This window comes from Clostridium sp., assembly GCF_051650885.1.
Classification (GTDB): Bacteria; Bacillota; Clostridia; order Clostridiales; family Clostridiaceae; genus Clostridium.
Map to the genome: position 1 here is coordinate 1 of NZ_JBOFRG010000204.1, position 20,095 is coordinate 20,095.

17 protein-coding genes are annotated in these 20,095 nt (G+C 27.0%); all 17 read left to right on the forward strand.

What is annotated here, in order from left to right:
- Positions 1-1,438, forward strand: a 1,438-nt coding sequence (locus tag ACRC28_RS09750) for a Dam family site-specific DNA-(adenine-N6)-methyltransferase (RefSeq protein WP_438543259.1), incomplete at its 5' end; no start/stop codon positions are given.
- A 47-nt stretch (positions 1,439-1,485) separates the two neighbouring features.
- Entirely contained in the window at positions 1,486-2,262 is a 777-nt protein-coding gene (locus tag ACRC28_RS09755; RefSeq protein ID WP_438543260.1) for an AlwI family type II restriction endonuclease, read from the forward strand.
- Positions 2,263-2,593: 331 nt separating this feature from the next.
- Positions 2,594-3,808: a PD-(D/E)XK nuclease family protein gene (locus ACRC28_RS09760; protein ID WP_438543261.1), complete on the forward strand. Its 1,215-nt coding sequence runs from the start codon at positions 2,594-2,596 to the stop codon at positions 3,806-3,808.
- Positions 3,809-4,144: 336 nt separating this feature from the next.
- On the forward strand, positions 4,145-4,852 hold the full coding sequence (locus tag ACRC28_RS09765; protein WP_438543262.1) for a hypothetical protein: 708 nt from the start codon (positions 4,145-4,147) through the stop codon (positions 4,850-4,852).
- Between the two features lie 133 nt (positions 4,853-4,985).
- A complete protein-coding gene (locus ACRC28_RS09770) occupies positions 4,986-7,094 on the forward strand; it encodes a Z1 domain-containing protein (protein WP_438543263.1) in 2,109 nt (702 codons plus the stop codon).
- 203 nt (positions 7,095-7,297) lie between these two features.
- A complete protein-coding gene (locus ACRC28_RS09775) occupies positions 7,298-8,257 on the forward strand; it encodes a hypothetical protein (RefSeq protein ID WP_438543264.1) in 960 nt (319 codons plus the stop codon).
- A gap of 222 nt (positions 8,258-8,479) precedes the next feature.
- A complete protein-coding gene (locus tag ACRC28_RS09780) occupies positions 8,480-9,325 on the forward strand; it encodes a nuclease-related domain-containing protein (protein ID WP_438543265.1) in 846 nt (281 codons plus the stop codon).
- A gap of 395 nt (positions 9,326-9,720) precedes the next feature.
- Complete coding sequence (locus ACRC28_RS09785) at positions 9,721-10,644, forward strand: SHOCT domain-containing protein (protein ID WP_438543266.1); 924 nt, start codon at positions 9,721-9,723, stop codon at positions 10,642-10,644.
- A 101-nt stretch (positions 10,645-10,745) separates the two neighbouring features.
- Positions 10,746-11,603 (forward strand): toxin-antitoxin system YwqK family antitoxin, encoded by an 858-nt coding sequence (locus tag ACRC28_RS09790; RefSeq protein ID WP_438543267.1) that lies wholly within the window; start codon positions 10,746-10,748, stop codon positions 11,601-11,603.
- A 182-nt stretch (positions 11,604-11,785) separates the two neighbouring features.
- The gene (locus ACRC28_RS09795) at positions 11,786-12,625 is read left to right on the forward strand and encodes a conserved phage C-terminal domain-containing protein (RefSeq protein ID WP_438543268.1); all 840 of its coding nucleotides are present in this window, start codon (positions 11,786-11,788) and stop codon (positions 12,623-12,625) included.
- Positions 12,626-12,631: 6 nt separating this feature from the next.
- A complete protein-coding gene (locus ACRC28_RS09800) occupies positions 12,632-13,918 on the forward strand; it encodes a replicative DNA helicase (protein WP_438543269.1) in 1,287 nt (428 codons plus the stop codon).
- 57 nt (positions 13,919-13,975) lie between these two features.
- A complete protein-coding gene (locus ACRC28_RS09805; RefSeq protein ID WP_438543270.1) occupies positions 13,976-14,203 on the forward strand; it encodes a DUF1659 domain-containing protein in 228 nt (75 codons plus the stop codon).
- 24 nt (positions 14,204-14,227) lie between these two features.
- The gene (locus ACRC28_RS09810; protein WP_438543271.1) at positions 14,228-14,449 is read left to right on the forward strand and encodes a DUF2922 domain-containing protein; all 222 of its coding nucleotides are present in this window, start codon (positions 14,228-14,230) and stop codon (positions 14,447-14,449) included.
- Between the two features lie 128 nt (positions 14,450-14,577).
- Positions 14,578-15,543, forward strand: coding sequence for an Rpn family recombination-promoting nuclease/putative transposase (locus tag ACRC28_RS09815; RefSeq protein WP_438543272.1), 966 nt, complete (start codon positions 14,578-14,580; stop codon positions 15,541-15,543).
- 33 nt (positions 15,544-15,576) lie between these two features.
- Entirely contained in the window at positions 15,577-15,753 is a 177-nt protein-coding gene (locus ACRC28_RS09820; protein ID WP_438543273.1) for a hypothetical protein, read from the forward strand.
- 167 nt (positions 15,754-15,920) lie between these two features.
- Positions 15,921-18,245, forward strand: a complete 2,325-nt coding sequence (locus ACRC28_RS09825; protein ID WP_438543274.1) for a UvrD-helicase domain-containing protein — start codon at positions 15,921-15,923, stop codon at positions 18,243-18,245.
- Positions 18,242-20,095: hypothetical protein (locus ACRC28_RS09830; protein ID WP_438543275.1), on the forward strand; the 1,854-nt coding region annotated here is incomplete at its 3' end. The genes ACRC28_RS09825 and ACRC28_RS09830, both read left to right, overlap by 4 nt.

A 20,095-nucleotide genomic window follows, 5' to 3' on the forward strand; every position in this document is an offset into this window, starting at 1 on the left:
AAAAGAATATAAAAATAAAGTTGATATTTTTAGGGAAGATGCAAACAATTTAGTAAAAAATATTAGTGCAGATTTAGTGTATATAGATCCACCATATAATTCAAGACAATATTGTGATATGTATCATTTATTAGAAAATTTAGCAGAATGGAAAAAGCCTAATGTATATTATAAGGCTAAAAAGATGGATAGAAAGCATTTGAAAAGTAAATATTCGCAGAAAGAAGCAACTGAGGCATTTAGAGCATTAATTACTAGTATAAATGCTAAATATATAGTAGTATCATATAATGATACAGGAAATAAGGGGACAGAGAGATCAAAAGCGAAAATTACAGATGATGATATGATTAGAATTTTAAGTGAAAAAGGAATTTTAAAAATAGAGCAAAAAGAGTATACAGTTTTTAATACGGGACAAAGTCAAATTGAGGGGCTACAAGAAAGATTTTTCGTATGTGAGGTTTTTAGGGATGAAAAGAAAGAAAAAAAGTTGAAATTAGAGAAGTCAAGTTTAAAGAGTCGTAAGTATGTAAAGCCACCAACTAATTATACGGGATCAAAATATAAGCAATTAGAGCAGATGTTTAAATTTTTACCTGATAATATAGAAGAAAAGAATGTTATAGATTTATTTGCAGGTGGTGGAAGTATTGGAATTAATATAACTGGAAAAAAGGTTATATGTAATGATAAACAAAAATCTTTAGTTAGACTGTATAATTTGTTTAAACGAGAAAGTATAGATACTATTATGGCTAATATAAGAAGTTTAATTGACAGATACGAATTAAGTAATGTTAATTTAAATGGATATAATTATTATGGTTGTGATAGTTCAAGTGGGGTTGGAAAATACAATAAAAATAAGTATGAAGAGGTTAGACGAAAATATAATGAATTAAAGGATTCAAGTGAAAAAGATTATCTGTTTTTTATATTAATTATATATGGATTTAATAATCAAATAAGATTTAATTCAAAAGGTGAGTTTAATATGCCTGTGGGAAAAAGAGATTTTAATAAAAATGTGAAAAATAATTTGAAAGAAACAGTACTAAAAATACAAAGTAAGAATATAGAATTTATAAGCAATGATTTTAGAAAAGTAGATATAAATATAAATGATGATAATTTTGTATATTGTGATCCACCTTATATATTAACAAATGCAACATATAATGAAAATGGTGGGTGGACAGAAACTGATGAAAGGGAACTATTAGAGCTATTAAGTGATTTGTCTAGTAAAGGGGTTTCATTTATGCTATCAAATGTTTTAGAACATTCAGGGAAGAAACATACAGTACTATTAGAATGGGCACTAGAACATAAGTTTAATATAATTCATATAAATAAAGATTATAAAAATTCATCGTATCAAAAAAAAGATAAAAATAGTAAATCGGATGAAGTAATAATTACAAATTATATTTAATAATATAATAATGGTCAAATTTTAATGTGTAAAAAGGGGGAATTACGATGCAAATGTGGAGTTTAGGAACTGCATTAAGAAATCCAAGAAGAATCCAAAGATTTTTAATTACATTACAAAATTGTATAGAAAGAAATGGAGGAAGCTGGAATGAAAATGATGAATTAGATTATTACATTGAATTGATAAGGGATAGAGTAGTTAATCCCAATAATGTGAGTGCTAATGAGTTAAATTGTTCACAGCAAGAAGCTAGAATGATTATGTTAGATAGTTATGAAGACGCACCTATAAGAGGAAGGGTATTAGGTAGCTTATTTCATAAGTTAGGATTAGTAAGAATTACAAATCAAATTCAGTTAACAAATTTAGGGATAAATTTTATGAATCATACCACAGAGGCTGAATTTCAAAATTGTTTGGTAGCGGCATTAAGCAACTGGCAGATTAATAATGGAGTATCACAATTAAGGGGGACTGTGCAGGGAAATCCACAATCTAATGAGTTTAACCCATTTTTAGCAACTGAAGCTATAATTACAGAGGTAGATAGGCTTGAAGGAAGAATAACAGGTATATCATTTAAAGAGTATATCTATTTTGTAAAAGTTTTAGATAGTAGTGATTTAATTTTAAGTAGTGCAAATTTAATTTTTGAGTCTAGAAGAAATTTTAATATATTAGAAGAGAGAATTAATTATGTTAAATTAAATTGTACTAATTTATCTAATGATTCAGATTATGCTGATAATGAAATAAAATATTTTACAAATACTGGAAGGATGAGGTTTGACAGAAGTCGAGGAATATTATCAGTTGGATAAGTTATTTGAAAGTGAAAACATTAGAATAAAAGTATATTATATTGGAAGATGAGATAAAAGCTATAACATAGACGAACAAAGTATTAAAAGATAAGATAGTAAATGACATAAATATTAAGTTTATGTCATTTTTTCTAATATGAAGAAAGTATAGAAATTTCAAATAATAAAATTAAGAAATATCAATACTTGAGGTGAAGTTGAGAATGCAATATATTACTATGAAGTGGATATGAAAATAGCCACTTTTCTATAAAATTTGATTTCATAAAAAAGGAAAATAAAAGAAGATATAGAAGTCATAAGTTATAGATATAAAAGGAGGAGAGCGATGAAATCAGATAGACAATGTATAGAAGAATTTTTAATGGATATTGATGAATTGGATAAAATAAATTCTAGAGTTTTAAAGTTTAATGTTTTTGAGATTTTAGAAGTTGTTAATGCTGAGATTAAGCATAGTAATATGCTAGGATGGCTTTTTGATCCGAATGAAAATCATGGTTTAAATGATGTTTTTATAAAGAAATTTATTCAAAAGATTTTTTATAATTATAAGGAGAAGTTACAAGAAGGGGATAAAAGGTTGGATTTTCTAGATATTTCACTTATGGAGTATCATGACTTTATAATTAGAAGAGAGTACAGAAATATTGATTTATTATTATATTCTGAATTAAATAACATAGTTGTTGTTATAGAGAATAAGATTTGGAGTAAAGAATCATCTCATCAGTTGAAAAAGTACAGGGATATCATAGAGGAGGAGTTTAAAGGATATAAAAAAATCAATATATTTTTATCTCCATTTGGGGAAGAACCAAGTGATATGGAAAATTGGATAATATGTGATTATACACTGATTTTAGAGATATTGAAAAAATCAAAGGAAATTAAAAAAGAAACTTTAGGTAATAGTGTATGGGATTTTTTAGAGCAGTATGAGGAAATGCTTAGGAGGTATATTGTGAGAGATAATGAGTTAGAGGTAATTTGTAAGGATATTTACTATAAACATAAGAGAGCATTAGACTTGATTTTTGAGTACAAGCCAGATATATATTTAGAAATTTCAGAGTATTTAACTGATAAAATTAGTAAAATGGAAGAACGTGGAGAAGGATTAATTATAGATAAAGGAAATAAAACATATATAAGATTTGCAACAGAAATATTTGATAAAAAAATAGAGAAAAAAGGTAAGGGGTGGACTGCTACAAATAGAATTTTATTATATGAATTTCAGCAAAAAAGTGAAAAATTAGCATTGAAATTAATCATAGGTCCAGCAGCAAACAATGAAATAAGGGAAAAAATATATAAGATATATGAGGAAAATAGGGATGTATTCAATAGAAAAACTAAACTAACAGGAGAGTATACAACAATATATTCAAAGGAATTTATGATGAAAAACTTTGTTGATAAGTATGATGGAAATTATAGTGATATCATAAAAGAGATAGATAAAAAATTTGAGCATTTTATAGAAGGAGATTTCAAAAAAATAGATAAAATATTTGATGATATAAAAGGTTATATATAAAGTGAAAGAGATAAATATAGAAACTCATTGTGAAAAACAGTTCATAATGAGTTTTTTTCTATAAAATTAAATTAATAAAAAATAGATTAAGTTAATAAAGAATTAATAGTTAAAGTTATAAAGTAGTGAGATAAGAAAAGGAAATATGAATTGTAAATAAAAAAATGATTAATAAAGAATGTCTGAAATTTGAAAAAAATATGAAGTGATTATAGAATTAATAAAGAAGTTCACATAAAAAAAATAAATTATAAAAAAAGTGTAGATATTTTTGAGAAAAATATTGTAGTAAGATAATTTAAAAACAAAAGAAATATACAGTTTTAGGAGAAAAATATGAATATAGAAGTATTTGAGTTTTTAGGAAAAGAAGCACCGAATGCCATAGAAAATATTAGAGAAGCGATGGATTTATTAATATCATCAATGGATGATGCGATGGGAGAGTTGGGAGAAAAACTTCAAGAAACATTTGCAAAAAAACAATTTGAAAAAATTTTAGAGTTGAATAAATACGGAGACGAACTTAATTCAATGAATGAGAAATTACAAGAATTACTAAATAATTTAGATGACATAATATGCTCAAGAGAAGTAACTACAAATGAAAATGAGATAAAAGAAAGAAGTGTACCAAATTATGATGATTATTTGGTAGATACAAAAGTGGAACACAGTTTATATGAAAGCTTAACGTATAAAAGACCTTGTGCAATTAAGATTGAAGAAAAATTAATTGAAATAAAAGATTGGAAAAGTGCGTTAGTAGAAACTTTAAATTACTTAGCACAAAAAGATTATCAAATTGTAAGTGGATTTACGGAAGACCCAAAGATGCATGGTAAAAAAGTGAAATATTTTTCAAAAGTAGAATCTGAGATAATACGAGATCCTAGAAAAATAGATAAAGCGAATATATATGTAGAAACCAGTCTTAGTGCAAACGGAATAAGAAATTTATTAGTGAAAATACTTAAAAAATTCAATATTAAATTAAATGATTATAAAATATATTTAAAGGCAGATTATTCAGAATTACATTAGTAGGTAAAAAGGAACTTGGTTTTAGAAAAGATATTAAGGGGTATACTTAAATTTTAGTGTACCTTTTTAGTGTCTCAAATATGATGAAATGGTTATACTTAGAAGTAAGATTTATGGATGGAGATTTTTATATATGATTAATGATGGTGAATTTTTTGGAGAAAAGAAGAAGGGGTATGAAGCTAAGACTGTAGAGTGTATTGAGGAGGCTTTTGAGCAGATGGAGGCGACGCATAACAGACCTCTTATGATGCTTGGTAAGATTCAAAGTGGTAAGACTAGATCTTTTATTGGGCTTACTGCCTTATCTTTTGATAATGGATATGATTTAGCGATTATTCTTACTAAGAATTCTAATGCTTTAGCTAAGCAGACTGTGGCTAGGATGAAGAGTGAGTTTAAGGTTTTTGATGATGATGATATGATTGAAATTTTTGATATTATGTGTATGCATTCTAATATGAGCAAGTATGAGCTTGATAAGAAGCTTATTATTGTTGTGAAGAAGGAGAAGAATAATATCCCTAAGATGCTTAAGTTTATTCAGGATTATTCTTTAGATAAGGATAAGAGATGTCTTATTATTGATGATGAGGCTGATTTTTGTAGTATTGGTTATGAAAAAAATAAGGAGACTGAGGATTTCGATTTAAGAAAAATTGCATCTCAAATTAATGAGCTTAGATTAAATTTAGTTTGTAAGTTTGTGCAAGTTACAGCAACTCCTTATTCTTTATATCTTCAACCAACTGAGGTAAAGCTTGGTGATAATAGTATAGAGCCTGTTAAACCACAGCAGACTGTTTTAGTTCCTTATGGAGATGGATATATTGGTGGAGAGTATTATTTTGATTTGGAAAAGCATCCACTTGGGCAGTATCTTTTTAATGAGATTGATAAGGAGGAGCTTATTATACTGAAGTCTAGTGATAGAAGAAAGTTTAAGGAAGAGGAAGTTCTTACTAGTAATAGAGTTAAAGGAATTAGAAGTGCTATCATAAACTTTATCCTTGGTGGTAGTATAAGAATTATTCAAAATGGTGGAAAGATTAGAGGAAATAAAAATAAGTTTAGTTTTATAATTCATACTGAGATTGGAAAGGCTGCACATCAAAGGCAAGAAAATATTATTAATGAGTTAATGGAAGCATTGAAGGTAGAAGCTACAAATGATAGTGAGATTTTAAATGATTTATTAGTGGAAAGCTATAATGAATTAAAGGAATCAGTTTCTAAATATGGACACTATGTTCCAAGCCTAGAAGAAACTTTAAAGATGGCAAAGAACAGTATTTTAGAGGGATATATTACATATACAGTAGTTAATTCAGAGAAGGATATAAATACATTGTTAAATGATGAAGGTCAATTAAAGCTTAGAACTCCTTTTAATATATTTATAGGTGGTCAGATTTTAGATAGAGGTGTAACTATAGATAGACTTATAGGTTTCTATTATGGAAGGAATCCACAAAAAATGCAACAAGACACTGTTCTTCAGCATTCAAGGATGTATGGATATAGAGAAGAAAAAGATCTAGCAGTTACTAGATTCTATACAACAAAAGATATATATGAAAGAATGAAAAAGATAAATGAGTTTGATGAAAAATTAAGAGAAGACTTTGAAAAAGGTGGCTTTAATAAGGGAGTAATATTTATAAGTAAAGATAACTTAGGAAAGATAATACCTTGTTCACCACAGAAGGTAAAAATAAGCAATACTCAAATATTAAAAAGTGGGAAAACAGTATTACCAGTAGGATTCCAAACAGGTTACAAAACAAATATAATGAAATATATAAACGAGATAGATCAAACTTTAATGAAAAATAATGGTGGAAATTTAAAGGGAAGCTATGAAATTTCAAAAAAAGAGGGAATAAGATTAATAGAGCTTGTATATGAAACTTTAGAGATAGAAAGTGATACTTGTATTGAGAAAGAAAGCTTTATATCTTTAATAAAATATTTAAGCAAAGAAAAGATAAATGTGTACTGTGGTATAGATAGACATATAAATAGACTAAGAAAAACAGCAAAATACTATGCAGATGTTCCTTATCAAGGTGATGAACTGGTAAAAGCAAGGGAATTAGCAATTAAAGAGCCAACATTAATGATGATGAGATTAACAGGAACAAAGGAAAAACATTGGAATGGTGCAGAATTCTATTGGCCAGTTTTAGTAGTACCTAAAAATATTGGTACAGTAGTATATACATCAGAAATATTAGGATAATAAAGAAGACAAAAAAGTAAGAGAAGAATAGTTCATTATCTAAAAGGTAGTGGACTATTTTATATTTCAAAATAAGAATGTAAGTTCGTATATTTTAATAATTGAATGGCAATAATAGAGATAATGAGAAATTTACACTAAGGTGTAAGTTTGATTTTCTAAATTGAAATTTGGAGTCTTACTTACTTGGGAGGTTAAAAATTATGAGTGGAAAAGAGGAAGCCATTAAATTAGATGAGATTTTAAAGTTTTCTACATCAGTTTCTAAGGGTCTATTATTGACATTTTTGAATAGTCTTTTTAATGAAAATTTTACTGAGGATGAAGTGGAGATAACTGTAAGTAATAATGAGTTTATAACAGAAAAATTAGAGAAGCTTAGAGCTGATGTGTTTTTTAGAGTACAGGATATTAGAAATTTTTCAAAAACTAATTTTCATATTGAATTTCAAACTTTAAATGATCGGACTATGATTTTTAGAATGCTTGAATATGGTCTTGAAAAGGCTGTTGAAGAAAGAGAACTAAATACAATAATATTTCCAAAGCAATATGTTATTTTTATAGAAGAGAATGAAAAAATTCCAGATGTCTTAGAGTTAAAGATTGAATTTGGAAATAATCAAACAGTTCAATATGAAGTACCAGTAATGAAGTATTGGAAATATAATGATAAGGATTTGCTAGAGAAAAAGATGTATTCATTATTACCACTGCAGATATTTTTATTTAGAAAGGAATTGTCTAAAAACTTTAAAAATGGAAAGCTTAAAGATAAGGAAAAGTTTCTAGTAAAGATAAAAGAATTAACAGAAACTTTAGTAAAAGAGGCTACAGAATTATTTAAAGGGGGAGAGATTGTTGGAGAAGATTATGATAGAATATTAGTAATGATTGAGTATTTAATTAGTTATTTAAATAAGAAATACATATATGATAAGGACATAGAGGAGGAGATTAGAGTGCTAAACAAAACGTACTTAGATTCGGAAGTTGTAAAGGCGTGGCTTCAAAAGCGTGAGGAGTTAGAAAGAAGTGAAGAAAAGAGAAAAAAAGAGAAAATTGAAACTATAAGGAATCTCTTTGTAATGGGTGTAGATAAAGAAGTTATTGCGAAAGCGACAGGGATTACTGTAGAGGAAGTAGAGAGATTAAATAGTTAAAAATGAAGAAAATGGTTCATTATCTAGAAAGGTGGTGGACTATTTTTCTTTTAGAAGGAATTTTTTATTGAATATAGAATTAATATGTCTGAAGGGAAGATTAAAAAGGAATGAAAAAGAGTTAGATTATGAAAGGAATTTGCATAATCTAGCTCTTTTTTTGTAACAAAAAAAGGATGAATGAATACCCTAGTTAGTAAAAATATTATTAGGAGCTGGGGAATGGGTATTTTAAAGAGGTTATTTGTTTATTTATTTAGGAAGGGTAAAGGGGCTTTAGAAAGTTCTGGTGTAGAAGAAACTAGAAAAAAAGAGCAAGCTGTTGAAATAAGAGAAGTACAAAAGAATCCTAGTGAATGCACAGATAATATAGCTAAAGATTATGAGAAGGAAAGATATAATAAAGAATTAGAGAATAAGAGAATAGAGTTAAGAAGAAAACTTTGGGATTTAGAGAAGAAAATTAATTTAGAGGATCTGCCAAAGGATAATGCATTAGAAAATGAAGTGATTCGTGCTTTGAGAGATATAAAAAATAAGGAAAGTAAAGTTTTATGGAATGTTTATCCTGAAGCTAAGAATGCGACATTATCACAGGTAGATGTAATTTATGTAACTAGTCATAAGATATATGTTATTGAGTGTAAGGATTATAAAAATTGCATTGGTATGCAAGAGTCAAAGGATAAGAAAAGGTGTAAGTGTAAATATGAAAGTGGGGAGTACGATAAGTGTAGCCCAATTTATCAAAATAGGGGACATATATGGACACTTAAATCTTATCTAGATATTCCAGAGGAGTTTTTTGAATCTATTGTTGTGATAGTAACAGCTGACAATATAAGAAATATCATAAAATCAGATGAAGCTATAAATTTGAAAAATAGCAGAAGAAATGAATTGAAATCTAGATTAGAAGAGAGAGTGGATAAGGGAAAGAGGATTTTAAGTGATAAAGATATGTTAAGAGTAGGAACTAAGCTTTTAGAAGCTATGAATCCTAGCAAAGAGACAGTTGATAGACATAGAAAATGTGTAAATGAAAAAATTCAGAGGAGTATGGATTAGATATTGAAGGAATAATTATACTTAGAAAAACTTTGAAAAAGTTAGAGAGTAAGAATGAGAAAGAAAGCATAGAAAAAATAGCAGAAAATTCAAGTAAGCTATTAAAAAATGAAGAAATATATGGTGTTAATAAAATTTTAGAATAAATTGAGATTAAATAGTTCATATGAAGAAAATAGTTCATTATCTAAAAGGTAGTGAACTATTTTTCTTTTAGAAGGAATTTTTTGTTGAATATAAAATTAAATTAATAAAAATTGAACATATTACATATTAAATTAATAGTTAAAGATGAAATAGACTAAGATAAATATGCTTAATTAGAAAACTGAATATTAAGGTAGTTATATAGTAATAAAATCCAATTGAAAAATTAGAGATTAGATTGTAAAATTATGAACGGAAATAAAACAAAAGATAAGGGGAAATCAAGGATGGGATTTTTTAGTTTAAAGGAAGTATGCTCATGTTGTGGGGGAACAACTGGGTTTTCTAAGTATAAGTGTAGGGATGGATATATTTGTCCAAAATGTTTTAAGTTGCTTAGAAAGACTGATAAGATGACTATACTGTTAAAGAAAACAGGGAAAGAGATTAACAGTCTTATTGGAGAGGACAAGAATTGTTCTATATGTAATAAGGAGCTAGATAAGGATTTTACGAAGGTAAATGGTGACTTAATTTGCAGTGAGTGTAGAGTGGCTGAAAAGGAAGAGGCTAAGAAAGAGAAGGCTGAGAATTTAAGTAAAGCTAGTAATTTTAGCTCTACAACTAATGTTAAGAAATTTATTTATTTTAATGATGATACTGAGGAGTTATATATTCCAAGTATTTGGGAAGGTCCAACATTTTTAAAGTATGAGGAGATTTCAAGCTTTGAGTTATTAGAAGATGGAAGCAGTATTTCAAGTGGTGGAGTTGGAAGAGCAGTTGTAGGAGGAGCACTTTTTGGTGGAGCTGGAGCCATTGTTGGTGGAGTTACAGGAAAGAAAAAGACTACAAATATATCAAGTTCAATGGAAATAAAAATAACAACTAGAGATATTAATAATCCAGTTAAGATTGTGAAGATATTTAAGAAGGATTTAAAAAGAACATCTCTTCTTTATAAAGAATATAGAAAAGATGCTTTCTCTATAATAGCAATATTAGAGATTATTGTAGAAAGATTAAATGCTAAAGAAAATACTAGAGAAGTAGCTAAAGCGTCAGGAACATCTAAGATAGATGAATTAAAAGGCTTAAAAGAATTATTAGATAGTGGAATATTATCTAAGGAAGAATTTGAATCTGAAAAGGCAAAAGTATTAAATAGATAGATGCTTTATTTGGTGAAAAACATGCTTAAATATAAGGATGTTTTTTGTCTGTATAAGAAAAAATAGGGGACGTAAGAATACAAAAGAAAAGGGGACACAAAATGAAAAGTGTGAAAAAAATATTAGTGGGATTAGCTATTTTATCTTTGATGATAGTGGCTTATGGATGTGGAAATAGTAATAAGGATGGTTATGATTTTCAGAGTCAAGAAGAATCAGTCCAAGAGCTAGAGAAAAATTATAGAAGGTTAAAGCCTTATTATGTAGTAATGAATAAGTCTGATGTAGATGGAAAATATAAAGGTTATAAGATAACATCTGAGAAAAGTTATACAATGTATTATGGTGAAGTTAAAGATAATAAACCAAATGGGGAAGGTATAATATTTATTAATGGAACACTTATATATGCAGGAAGCTTTAAAGATGGAGCATATGATGGCTTTGGAATAGAATATGGGAACTATAAAGCTATAGATGAAGCTATGACTAAATATAAAATAGTATATAAGAGTTATGCTGGATATTTTAAAGAGGGAAAAAGAAATGGTAAAGGAAATGTATATATACCAGAAAAGTATTCATTTAATAAATATCAAGAAGAAGAAAATAATTTTATAAAAGATAATAAAGAAAAATTAGAAGCAAGTATAAATAAAGAGAACTTTACATCATTAGATGTTCCAATGGTTTCAGTAAAGTTAGAAGCAAGTGGAGAAATGAAAGATAATGAGCTTGATGGACATGCTAAAACTTATTATGAGAATGGAAATATTAAAACTGATGGAGAATATGTAAAAGGAAGAATGGAGGGAGAAGGAAAGATATATTATGAGAATGGCAAGATTAAATATGAAGGAGGAATATGTGAGGATAAATATAATGGACGTGGAAAATTATATAGCGAAAATGGCTCACTTATATTTAAAGGAGTTTTTAAGAATGAGGCAATAGCCTAGAAATTTTGATGAAGTAGTTCATTACCTAAAGGTAGTGGGCTATTTTTATTATAGAAAAATTAAATTATTAGTTTTAAGGAAAAATATTTTTTTGAAATTTAAAAAAATATTTTTCTTTTTTTTCTCCAAAATAAATTTTCTGCATACTTAGGGGTTAAGAATAAATTTTTGGAGGTTTTATGATGAATAAATTTATATTTGGTTTTAATCAGGAAGTTTTTATGGAGGAGGAGCTGGATCTTAAGGATTTACTTCTTTTAAAATATATTAATGATGTTATTTTGAAGAAGTGTTTTTTAAAGAAGAAGATTGATGGTGAAGTTTTTTATTGGATTAAGATGGATGGGATTTTGGAAGCTTATCCTGGTATCGCGCTTAAGAAGCCTATTCTTAGAAGAAGGCTTAAGAATTTGGTGGAGAAAGGTTTTTTAGATTATAGGCTTGTGCATGGGAATGGAACTTTTTCTTTTTATAAGAAGGGGAAATTTTTTGAGAATATTTATAGGGAGGATTTTTGTCGCCCAAATACACTAGACAAAAAAGAGATGAGTGATAGTACAAATGAGTTTGATGATGAAGAAGTTATGGAACTAAAAGATGCTAACAGTGATGACTTTAAAGTAGAGAGTGTGTGTACAAAAAAGTCTAGTGCAATGAACTTAAAAGTTCATACAAATAATAATAATAATAAACAAGTAAATAATTATAATAATATATTATATATTAATAAAATGGTGTCTGAGGTTGTGGAGTATTTAAATTTAAAGATTGATGGAAAGTATAGCAAGAATAATAGCCAAACTATAGAGAATATTAAAAATCTAATTTCTGATGGATATGATTTAGAGGATTTTAAGGCTGTTGTTGATAAGAAGTATGATGAGTGGAAGGATACTGAGTATGAGAAGTATGTAAGACCTTACACTTTGTTTAAGAGGGACAAATTTGAGAATTATTTAAACCAAAGGGAGTTTAAGAAATCTCATAAAGAAGAAAGTATATTAGGATTTGTAGAGGGGTAAGCTGAGATGAATGATGTTATGGCTAATTTAGAGGCTGAAATGGAGATTTTAGGTGCAATTTTAATTGATGATGTTAATTTACCTATTTGTATGGAGTCTTTAAATGAACTTGATTTTTATAGTACAAAGCATAAGATTTTGTTTAGGAGTATGAAGGAGCTTTATGCAGAGGGAAGAAGGATTACTGAAGTAAATTTAATCGAAAAGTTTAAGGGAGGGAATATTTTAGAGATTGGAGGAATTTCTTATATTTTAGAGCTTTTAAAGGGTGGAAGAAATTTAGATTTAACTGGCTATATAAAAATTGTTAAGGAGTATAGTGAAAAAAGGTTTTTAAGAGAAATTTTAGTAAGAGCAGCTGAGAATATAAATAAGAGACCTTTAAAAGAGATTCGTGAATATGTTTATAATGGGCTTGAACGTGATTTAAATAGGAATGAAGGGATTTTAGATACTGAGGCCTTTTTATATAGAGGACTTGTTGATATTGAAGAGAGGTATAAAAATGGTGGAAAGTCTTATGGAATGAATACTGGTTTTTCTTTATATGATGAGCATATAGGAGCATTGAAGAAGGGGGAGCTTGTTGTTGTTGCAGGAAGACCTGGAATGGGTAAAACAGTTTTTGCAGTTAATCTTTTAGTTAATTTAGCTCAAAATGGATATAAAACTTTATTTACTGAAATTGAGATGAATGCAGAAGCCTTGGCTATGAAGATATTTTCATCAAAAGCAAATATAGAGGGAAAAAAGCTTATGAATGGAGATTTAGAGGCAGAGGATTTTTGTCTACTTACAAATACTTATGAAAAAATGGCAAGAGTAGGTGGAATGATGATAGATTGTAGTGAAACTCAAAACTTAATGAAGATAAAGGCAAAGGCAAAAACTGTAAAAGAAACAAAGGGCTTAGATGTTTTAATAATAGATTATTTAACTCTTATGGAGATAGATGACACAAGAGATAATAGGGTAAATGCAGTTGGAAAAATAACTAGAGGTTTAAAACTACTTGCAAAGGAGCTTGACATAAATATAGTTTTATTAAGTCAATTATCAAGAGGTGTTGAAAGTAGAGCTGATAAAGAGCCAATGCTTTCAGACTTAAGAGATAGTGGAAGCATAGAGCAAGATGCAGATGTTGTTATGTTTGTTTATAGAGAAAATTATTATGACAAGGAAAAAGAAAAGGAAAAGATAATGAAGCTTTTAATTAGAAAAAATAGAACAGGAAAAGTTGGAACTATAAGCCTTAAATATAACCCAGAATATCAAAGAGTAGAAAATTTTTAAAAAAAATTCTCCTTTTTTTAAGAACTGCATACTTAAAGAGTGAAGGGAGTGATAAATATGATAAAAAAAATAATTGAAAAGGCTGAACTAAAGGTATCTTATGCAAAGGGGACAGACGATAAAGGTAATGACATTATAAAAAGTCAAAGCTTTAGAGGAATCAATGTAGAATCTGCACCAGAGGAAATACATGGATTTGCAAGTCTTATAGAAGGACTTTTAAACTATGAAGTTACAGGATTTAGCCTAGATGAAGACTATGACTTAGTAGAGCAAGCTGCTTAATAAAAAAAGAGGGGGATTTAAAGCATGTTAGAAAAAGTATTAGTAATGACATTTGAAAGTGAAACAGAAAAGGACTTAACAATAAAGGTAAGAGACATCAAAGATGAAATCACAAGTGAAATGGTGAAAGCTGTTATGAACTATGTAATAGAGAAAGAAGTCTTCTCCATAAATGGAATGCCAGTAGTTAAAGCCCTAAAAGCTGAAATAGTATCAACAGAAAAAACTATGTTAGATTTAGCTTAATAAAGAGAAACCTTAGACGATTTGTTTAAGGTTTCTTTTTATTCGAAAATAGAAACGTAGGTTCGTATATTTTCAGGGCAAAATGGAAATAGTATGGATAAAGAGAAATTTATAGGAGGTTTATAGATATGAATCAAAAGGGAGAATCTATTAAATTAGATGAAATTTTAAAATTTTCTACATCAGTTTCTAAAGGAGTATTATTAACCTTTTTAAACAATCTTTTTAATGAAAATTTTACTGAAGATGAAGTAGAGATAACGGTGAGTAATAATGAATTTATTACAGAAAAGTTAGAAAAACTTAGAGCAGATGTGTTTTTTAGAGTGCAGGATATTAGAAATTTTTCAAAAACTAATTTCCATATTGAATTTCAAACTTTAAATGATAAAACTATGATTTTTAGAATGCTTGAATATGGTCTTGAAAAGGCAATTGAGGAAAGAGAACTAAATACAATAATATTTCCAAAGCAATATGTAATTTTCATAGAAGAAAATGAAAACATTCCAGAGAGTTTAAAGTTGCGGATTGAATTTCAAAATAATCAAAAAATTGATTATGAAGTTCCTGTAATGAAGTATTGGAAATATAGTGATAAGGATTTATTAGAGAAAAAAATGTATTCATTATTACCATTACAAATCTTTTTATTTAGAAAAGAATTGTCTAAAAATTTTAAAAATGGAAAACTTAAAAATAAAGAAAAATTTTTAATAAAGATAAAAGAACTAACAGAAATTTTAATAAAAGAAACAACAGAATTATTTAAAACGGGAGAGATATTAGGAGAGGATTATGATAAAATATTAGTAATGATAGAGTATTTGATTAGTTACTTAAATAAGAAGTACATATATGATAAAAATATAGAGGAGGAGATTAAAGTGTTAAATAAAACATATTTAAATTCAGAAGCAGTACAAGGTTGGATTAAAAAAGGTGAAGAAATAGAAAGAAAAAAAAGTGAAGAAAAGCTAAAAAAAGAGAAGTTTGAAACAATAAAAAACTTTTTATTACTTGGGGTGGATAAGGAGATTATTGCTAAAGCAACGGGAGTTGCGGTTGAGGATATAGATCGATTAAATAATTAGATCCTTGGAAATTCTACAAGGGAGGAAATATAATTGAAGTTACATAATAAACCTATTTACGGTTATTCTGTAAAGAAAATAGTAAATGAAAATGTTGTTATGAACTATGTAATAACGAAAGAAGTCTTCTCCATAAATGGAATGCCAGTAGTTAAAGCCTTAAAAGCTGAAATAGTATCAACAGAAAAAACTATATTAGACTTAGCTTAAGAAAGAGAAACCTTAGACGATTTGTTTAAGGCTTTTTTGTTATAAATAAAAATATAAGGATAAAGATAGTTTAGAGGAATTTTAAGGTAAATATAGAATTGATATTTTAAGGAGAAAATGTAAAGTTATAAAGGAAATAAGTTTGATAATTTGGGATGAGGGATAAGATGAGAAAGAGTTATTCAGAGTTAATATACTTAAAAAGAAGTAGCCATGAAAGATTTAAAGATATTATTGATAAATGGAGACAGGGAACTAAGATTTATTTTTTCTCTGACAATGAGGAATGTATAGAAAGTTTTAAAACATATTACATAGAAAACATGGGGTATTTAAATAAATTTTCAGAATTTGATTTGAGTGTTGGGAAAATATTTAATTTAGAGATGTATAAATGTAATAAAACAGTAGTTGAAGAGTTTTTTATATTAGATGGTGCAGTAAAAGAGTCTGAAGAAAATTTAGAAAATATAACTAATGGAACAAAATTTAATTTAGAGCAATATAAGATAGAGCATTTACCGGTTACAAAGGATATTTTAATTAAAGCAAAAGCAGGAACAGGAAAAACTTATTCTATGATATCAAGAATAAATTATTTGATTTTTAAAGAGGGGTACAAACCTTCAGAAATTAAGAAATATATTTATGCAATAACTTTTACAAATGAGGCTACTTTTAATATGAAAAGTAGATTAAAGGAATATTATAAAAGTTTATATATTTTAACTAAGGATATGGTTTATTTAGAAATTATAGAAGAAGTTGAAAGGATGAAGATATCAACTATACATAAGTTTTTAAAGGATATTATTGATAAGATTGGTGTAAGGTTAGAATTTGGTGAGAAAATCAAAATATATTCAGGAAAAGAAGAGATAAACAAGATAATTTTAGAGGAAATAAATAATTATGAAAAAGAGGTTTTAGGAGGAGTTTTAAATAATTTAGAACTCTATGAGATTGAGGGGGCTGTAAAGCAGATTCTTGAAAAAATTGAAGAGAAAAATATAAGAATAAAAGATGGATATGATTTAAGTGTAGGAGATAGTAGGGTTAAACTTTTAAATAAGGTTCTTATAAGAACCCAAGAAAGAATATTTAATGAATCTAAAGAAATAAATAAAATAAGGCTTAGTGAACATATTCAATTTGCATTAGAAGGGATTAGAGAAGTTAATGAAAAGATGAGAGAATATTTAGAGATAAAGTATCTTTTTGTAGATGAATTTCAAGATACTGATGAAATGCAGGTTATATTACTAAATAAATTAAGAGAAGTAATAAACTTTAAAATGTTTATTGTTGGGGATATAAATCAAGCTATTTATAGATTTAGAGGAGCTGATTATACTGCATTTGATGGAATTGATAAAGAGAAGATGGATTTAGAAAAATGTACATTAATTAAGAATTATAGAACTGGAGATAATTTATTAAATAGTATAAATAGTATATTTAGAAAAACAGATAGATATTTAAACTATGGAGAAAGTTTAATAGGAACAATAAAAGATGAAGAGTCTAAAATTGAAGAATGGAGAGGCAGCATCGTAAATTTAGTAAGATATCTAAAACATAATAATACTAATGAAACCATCGCAATTTTAGTTAGGAGTAATAGTCAAGTAAAAGAAGTAAAAGATATTTTTAAAAAGAGCAATCTGTATGTACAAACAAATGTATCAAAAAATATATTTGATCATAAAGCTTGTAAGGATTTATATAAGCTTGTATTAGGGATGAAATTTAATAAAGAGCCATTGCATTTATTAAACTTAGAAAATACAAACTATACTACTAAAATATCAAACAAGGAATTTCTTTATAATATAAAAGATAATAAAGAAAAAAAGTTAGAATATATTCAAAGATTAAACATGATAGAGAACTTTGAAGAATATTTAGAAAAGATTAAAGAAGAGCCAGTAATGAAAGTTTTAAGAGAAATAAAGAATAATGCTAAACCTTGGCTCTTAGAAGAGTTAGATGGAGAAAAAAGAGAATATAAAAGTGTGTTAGATCAATTATTTGAAATAATAATTGATAAGTATAATGGAGAATATTTAACTATAAATAAAATATGTACGTTTTTAGGGTTAGCTATAAATACAAGAATGCAAGAGAGTATTAGATACAAAGAAGGACTAGAAAAAGGAACATTAATTTGTAGTACGATTCATAAGGCGAAGGGGCTAGAATTTGATAACGTAATTATTCCGTATATAGATAATGAAATAGAAGGGATTAGGAACTTTGTAGAAGTTATTATAAAAGATAAAAAAATAGGATACAAATGGAAGAAAGGTGAAAAGATAATAACAAATAGAAATTATAGTATTTTAGAGAAAGAAGAAAATATGGAAAAGATTGCAGAAGAGATAAGAAATCTTTATGTAGGAATAACAAGAGGTAAAAAAAGAGTTTATTACCTAGGTGAAAATAAAGATAAAAAGTTATCTTGGAGAGATGTGATTGAGGGAAGAATATGAGGATAATTGGATATAAGGATATTAGAGATTTAAATAAATTAAAGGAGTGGGAAGAATTAAAAAAAGTACCACACTTTTGTATATCAAAAGCTTTAAGTAATGGAGTTTTAAGGTATTATGAAAAAGAATCATTAGGTTTGGTGACAACTATTGATAAGCTAATAAAAATATTTTTTGAAGAGTGGGTTAATAGTGAGAAAGAAGTAAAAAGGTTAGTTAAGATAAGTGAATTTATAAAGGATATAAGGGATGAAAAAATAAGAAATTCATTTAAAAAAAGTAAATCTGCTATTTATAATACTGTGAAAACCTGTATAGAGTGTAATGTAAGGTTAGAAGATATAGAAGAATGTGAAAAAGAAGAGGAACAGCATTTTTTTGAGATTTATAGAAAAGCTATGGAGGAAGAGGCTTTTGATATAAGTATATTAGATAAAAAAGGAATAGGAACATTTAATGCTACTATTAATAGAATTTTAGATGAAAAGATAGAAAGAGGGGAGTTTGAAGGAAGTGAAGAAATAAAAGAAAATTATAAATATATAGAGCGAGTAATACTTCATGGAATACATAAATTTACACCTCTTATTCTAAAGTTGATCCAAACACTTGAGGAAAATGAAATTCAAGTTATTTTCTTAATAAATTACAATGATGACTTCAAAAATATGTATAAAACATGGAAAGAGGTATATGGGTGGACTAATCTAGAAATTGAAAATGAGTCTATAAAAGATACCAGAGAGCATAGTGTATTAGCAGAAAATTATAAAAATATTATTGAAGGAAATCTAGAGAAAATAGATGTAAAGAAAAGAATTGATGTTTTAGAGTTTGAAGATTATGCAGAGCTTAGTAATTACATCTGTGAGAAAAAAGACAGTGGAGAAAAAGAACAGTATTATGCAGCAGATACTAGAAAAATAAATGATATTTTAAAGAATTATTATATAGAAGATTATAAAGAAAGACATTTTTTAGCCTTTACTGAAGGACAATTTTTGTTGAATTTATTTAATATGGTAGATGAAGATAATAATATAAAAATAGAAATAGATGTTTTAGAAGAAGCTTTAATGACTGGCTTTTTAGAAGTAGATATATCAGTTTTTGATAGGATAAAAGTATACTTAAAAGATTTAAATAAAAAAGATATAAGTGAATATATAAAAAGGATGGACAGCCTTTTATCTAAGATAAAAATAATTAATCGTAAGGAAGAAAACATAAAAGAAGAATATAAGAGGATATCTTACTATAGTGTAACAACAGAAGAGGTAAATAAAATTAAAAAGGTATTTGAAAGTATTAAAGATATCTTAGAAAAAGTAAAAAGTGATGAAGAAAATGTTTTGAAAAAGTATAAAGATATTCTAATAGAAGCAGATGAAAAAAGAAATAATCAAGAGAAATCAAAGATAAAAGAGGTTTATTCTAGGATTGAAAAAATTAGCTTAAAAGAAAAAACAAAAGAGTATAAAGAATTACTTTATTATATAATAAAGAGAGATGATGAAAAGAAAGAAGAAGGAGCTATTGTTAGAGACTTTAATCATATAGAGGGTGGAATCCTTGAAGAGAAAAAAACATATCATTTTATGGATATATCAGATGGAAGTATGCAAAAAGAAGAAAAAAAGGTAGTATGGCCTTTAGATATAGAATTTCTTAGAAGAAAAAATAAAAACTTAGATATAATAAAAAATTCACTAGATGAAGGGAAAAATTATTTAAGATATTCATTATTTTATGGATTATATTTTACAGAAAATAATATAAAAATAAGTTATATAAAAAATAAGGAAAAAAAAGATGATCTATATTTTATATTAAAATTTATGAATATAAAT

Coding starts and splice junctions, on each gene's coding strand:
- ACRC28_RS09810 (WP_438543271.1), top strand. CDS start 14,228: ATGTTAGAAAAAGTATTAGTAATGACATTTGAAAGTGAAACAGAAAAG.
- ACRC28_RS09770 (WP_438543263.1), top strand. CDS start 4,986: ATGATTAATGATGGTGAATTTTTTGGAGAAAAGAAGAAGGGGTATGAA.
- ACRC28_RS09765 (WP_438543262.1), top strand. CDS start 4,145: ATGAATATAGAAGTATTTGAGTTTTTAGGAAAAGAAGCACCGAATGCC.
- ACRC28_RS09775 (WP_438543264.1), top strand. CDS start 7,298: ATGAGTGGAAAAGAGGAAGCCATTAAATTAGATGAGATTTTAAAGTTT.
- ACRC28_RS09795 (WP_438543268.1), top strand. CDS start 11,786: ATGAATAAATTTATATTTGGTTTTAATCAGGAAGTTTTTATGGAGGAG.
- ACRC28_RS09780 (WP_438543265.1), top strand. CDS start 8,480: ATGGGTATTTTAAAGAGGTTATTTGTTTATTTATTTAGGAAGGGTAAA.
- ACRC28_RS09815 (WP_438543272.1), top strand. CDS start 14,578: ATGAATCAAAAGGGAGAATCTATTAAATTAGATGAAATTTTAAAATTT.
- ACRC28_RS09825 (WP_438543274.1), top strand. CDS start 15,921: ATGAGAAAGAGTTATTCAGAGTTAATATACTTAAAAAGAAGTAGCCAT.
- ACRC28_RS09760 (WP_438543261.1), top strand. CDS start 2,594: ATGAAATCAGATAGACAATGTATAGAAGAATTTTTAATGGATATTGAT.
- ACRC28_RS09755 (WP_438543260.1), top strand. CDS start 1,486: ATGCAAATGTGGAGTTTAGGAACTGCATTAAGAAATCCAAGAAGAATC.
- ACRC28_RS09805 (WP_438543270.1), top strand. CDS start 13,976: ATGATAAAAAAAATAATTGAAAAGGCTGAACTAAAGGTATCTTATGCA.
- ACRC28_RS09790 (WP_438543267.1), top strand. CDS start 10,746: ATGAAAAGTGTGAAAAAAATATTAGTGGGATTAGCTATTTTATCTTTG.
- ACRC28_RS09800 (WP_438543269.1), top strand. CDS start 12,632: ATGAATGATGTTATGGCTAATTTAGAGGCTGAAATGGAGATTTTAGGT.
- ACRC28_RS09785 (WP_438543266.1), top strand. CDS start 9,721: ATGAACGGAAATAAAACAAAAGATAAGGGGAAATCAAGGATGGGATTT.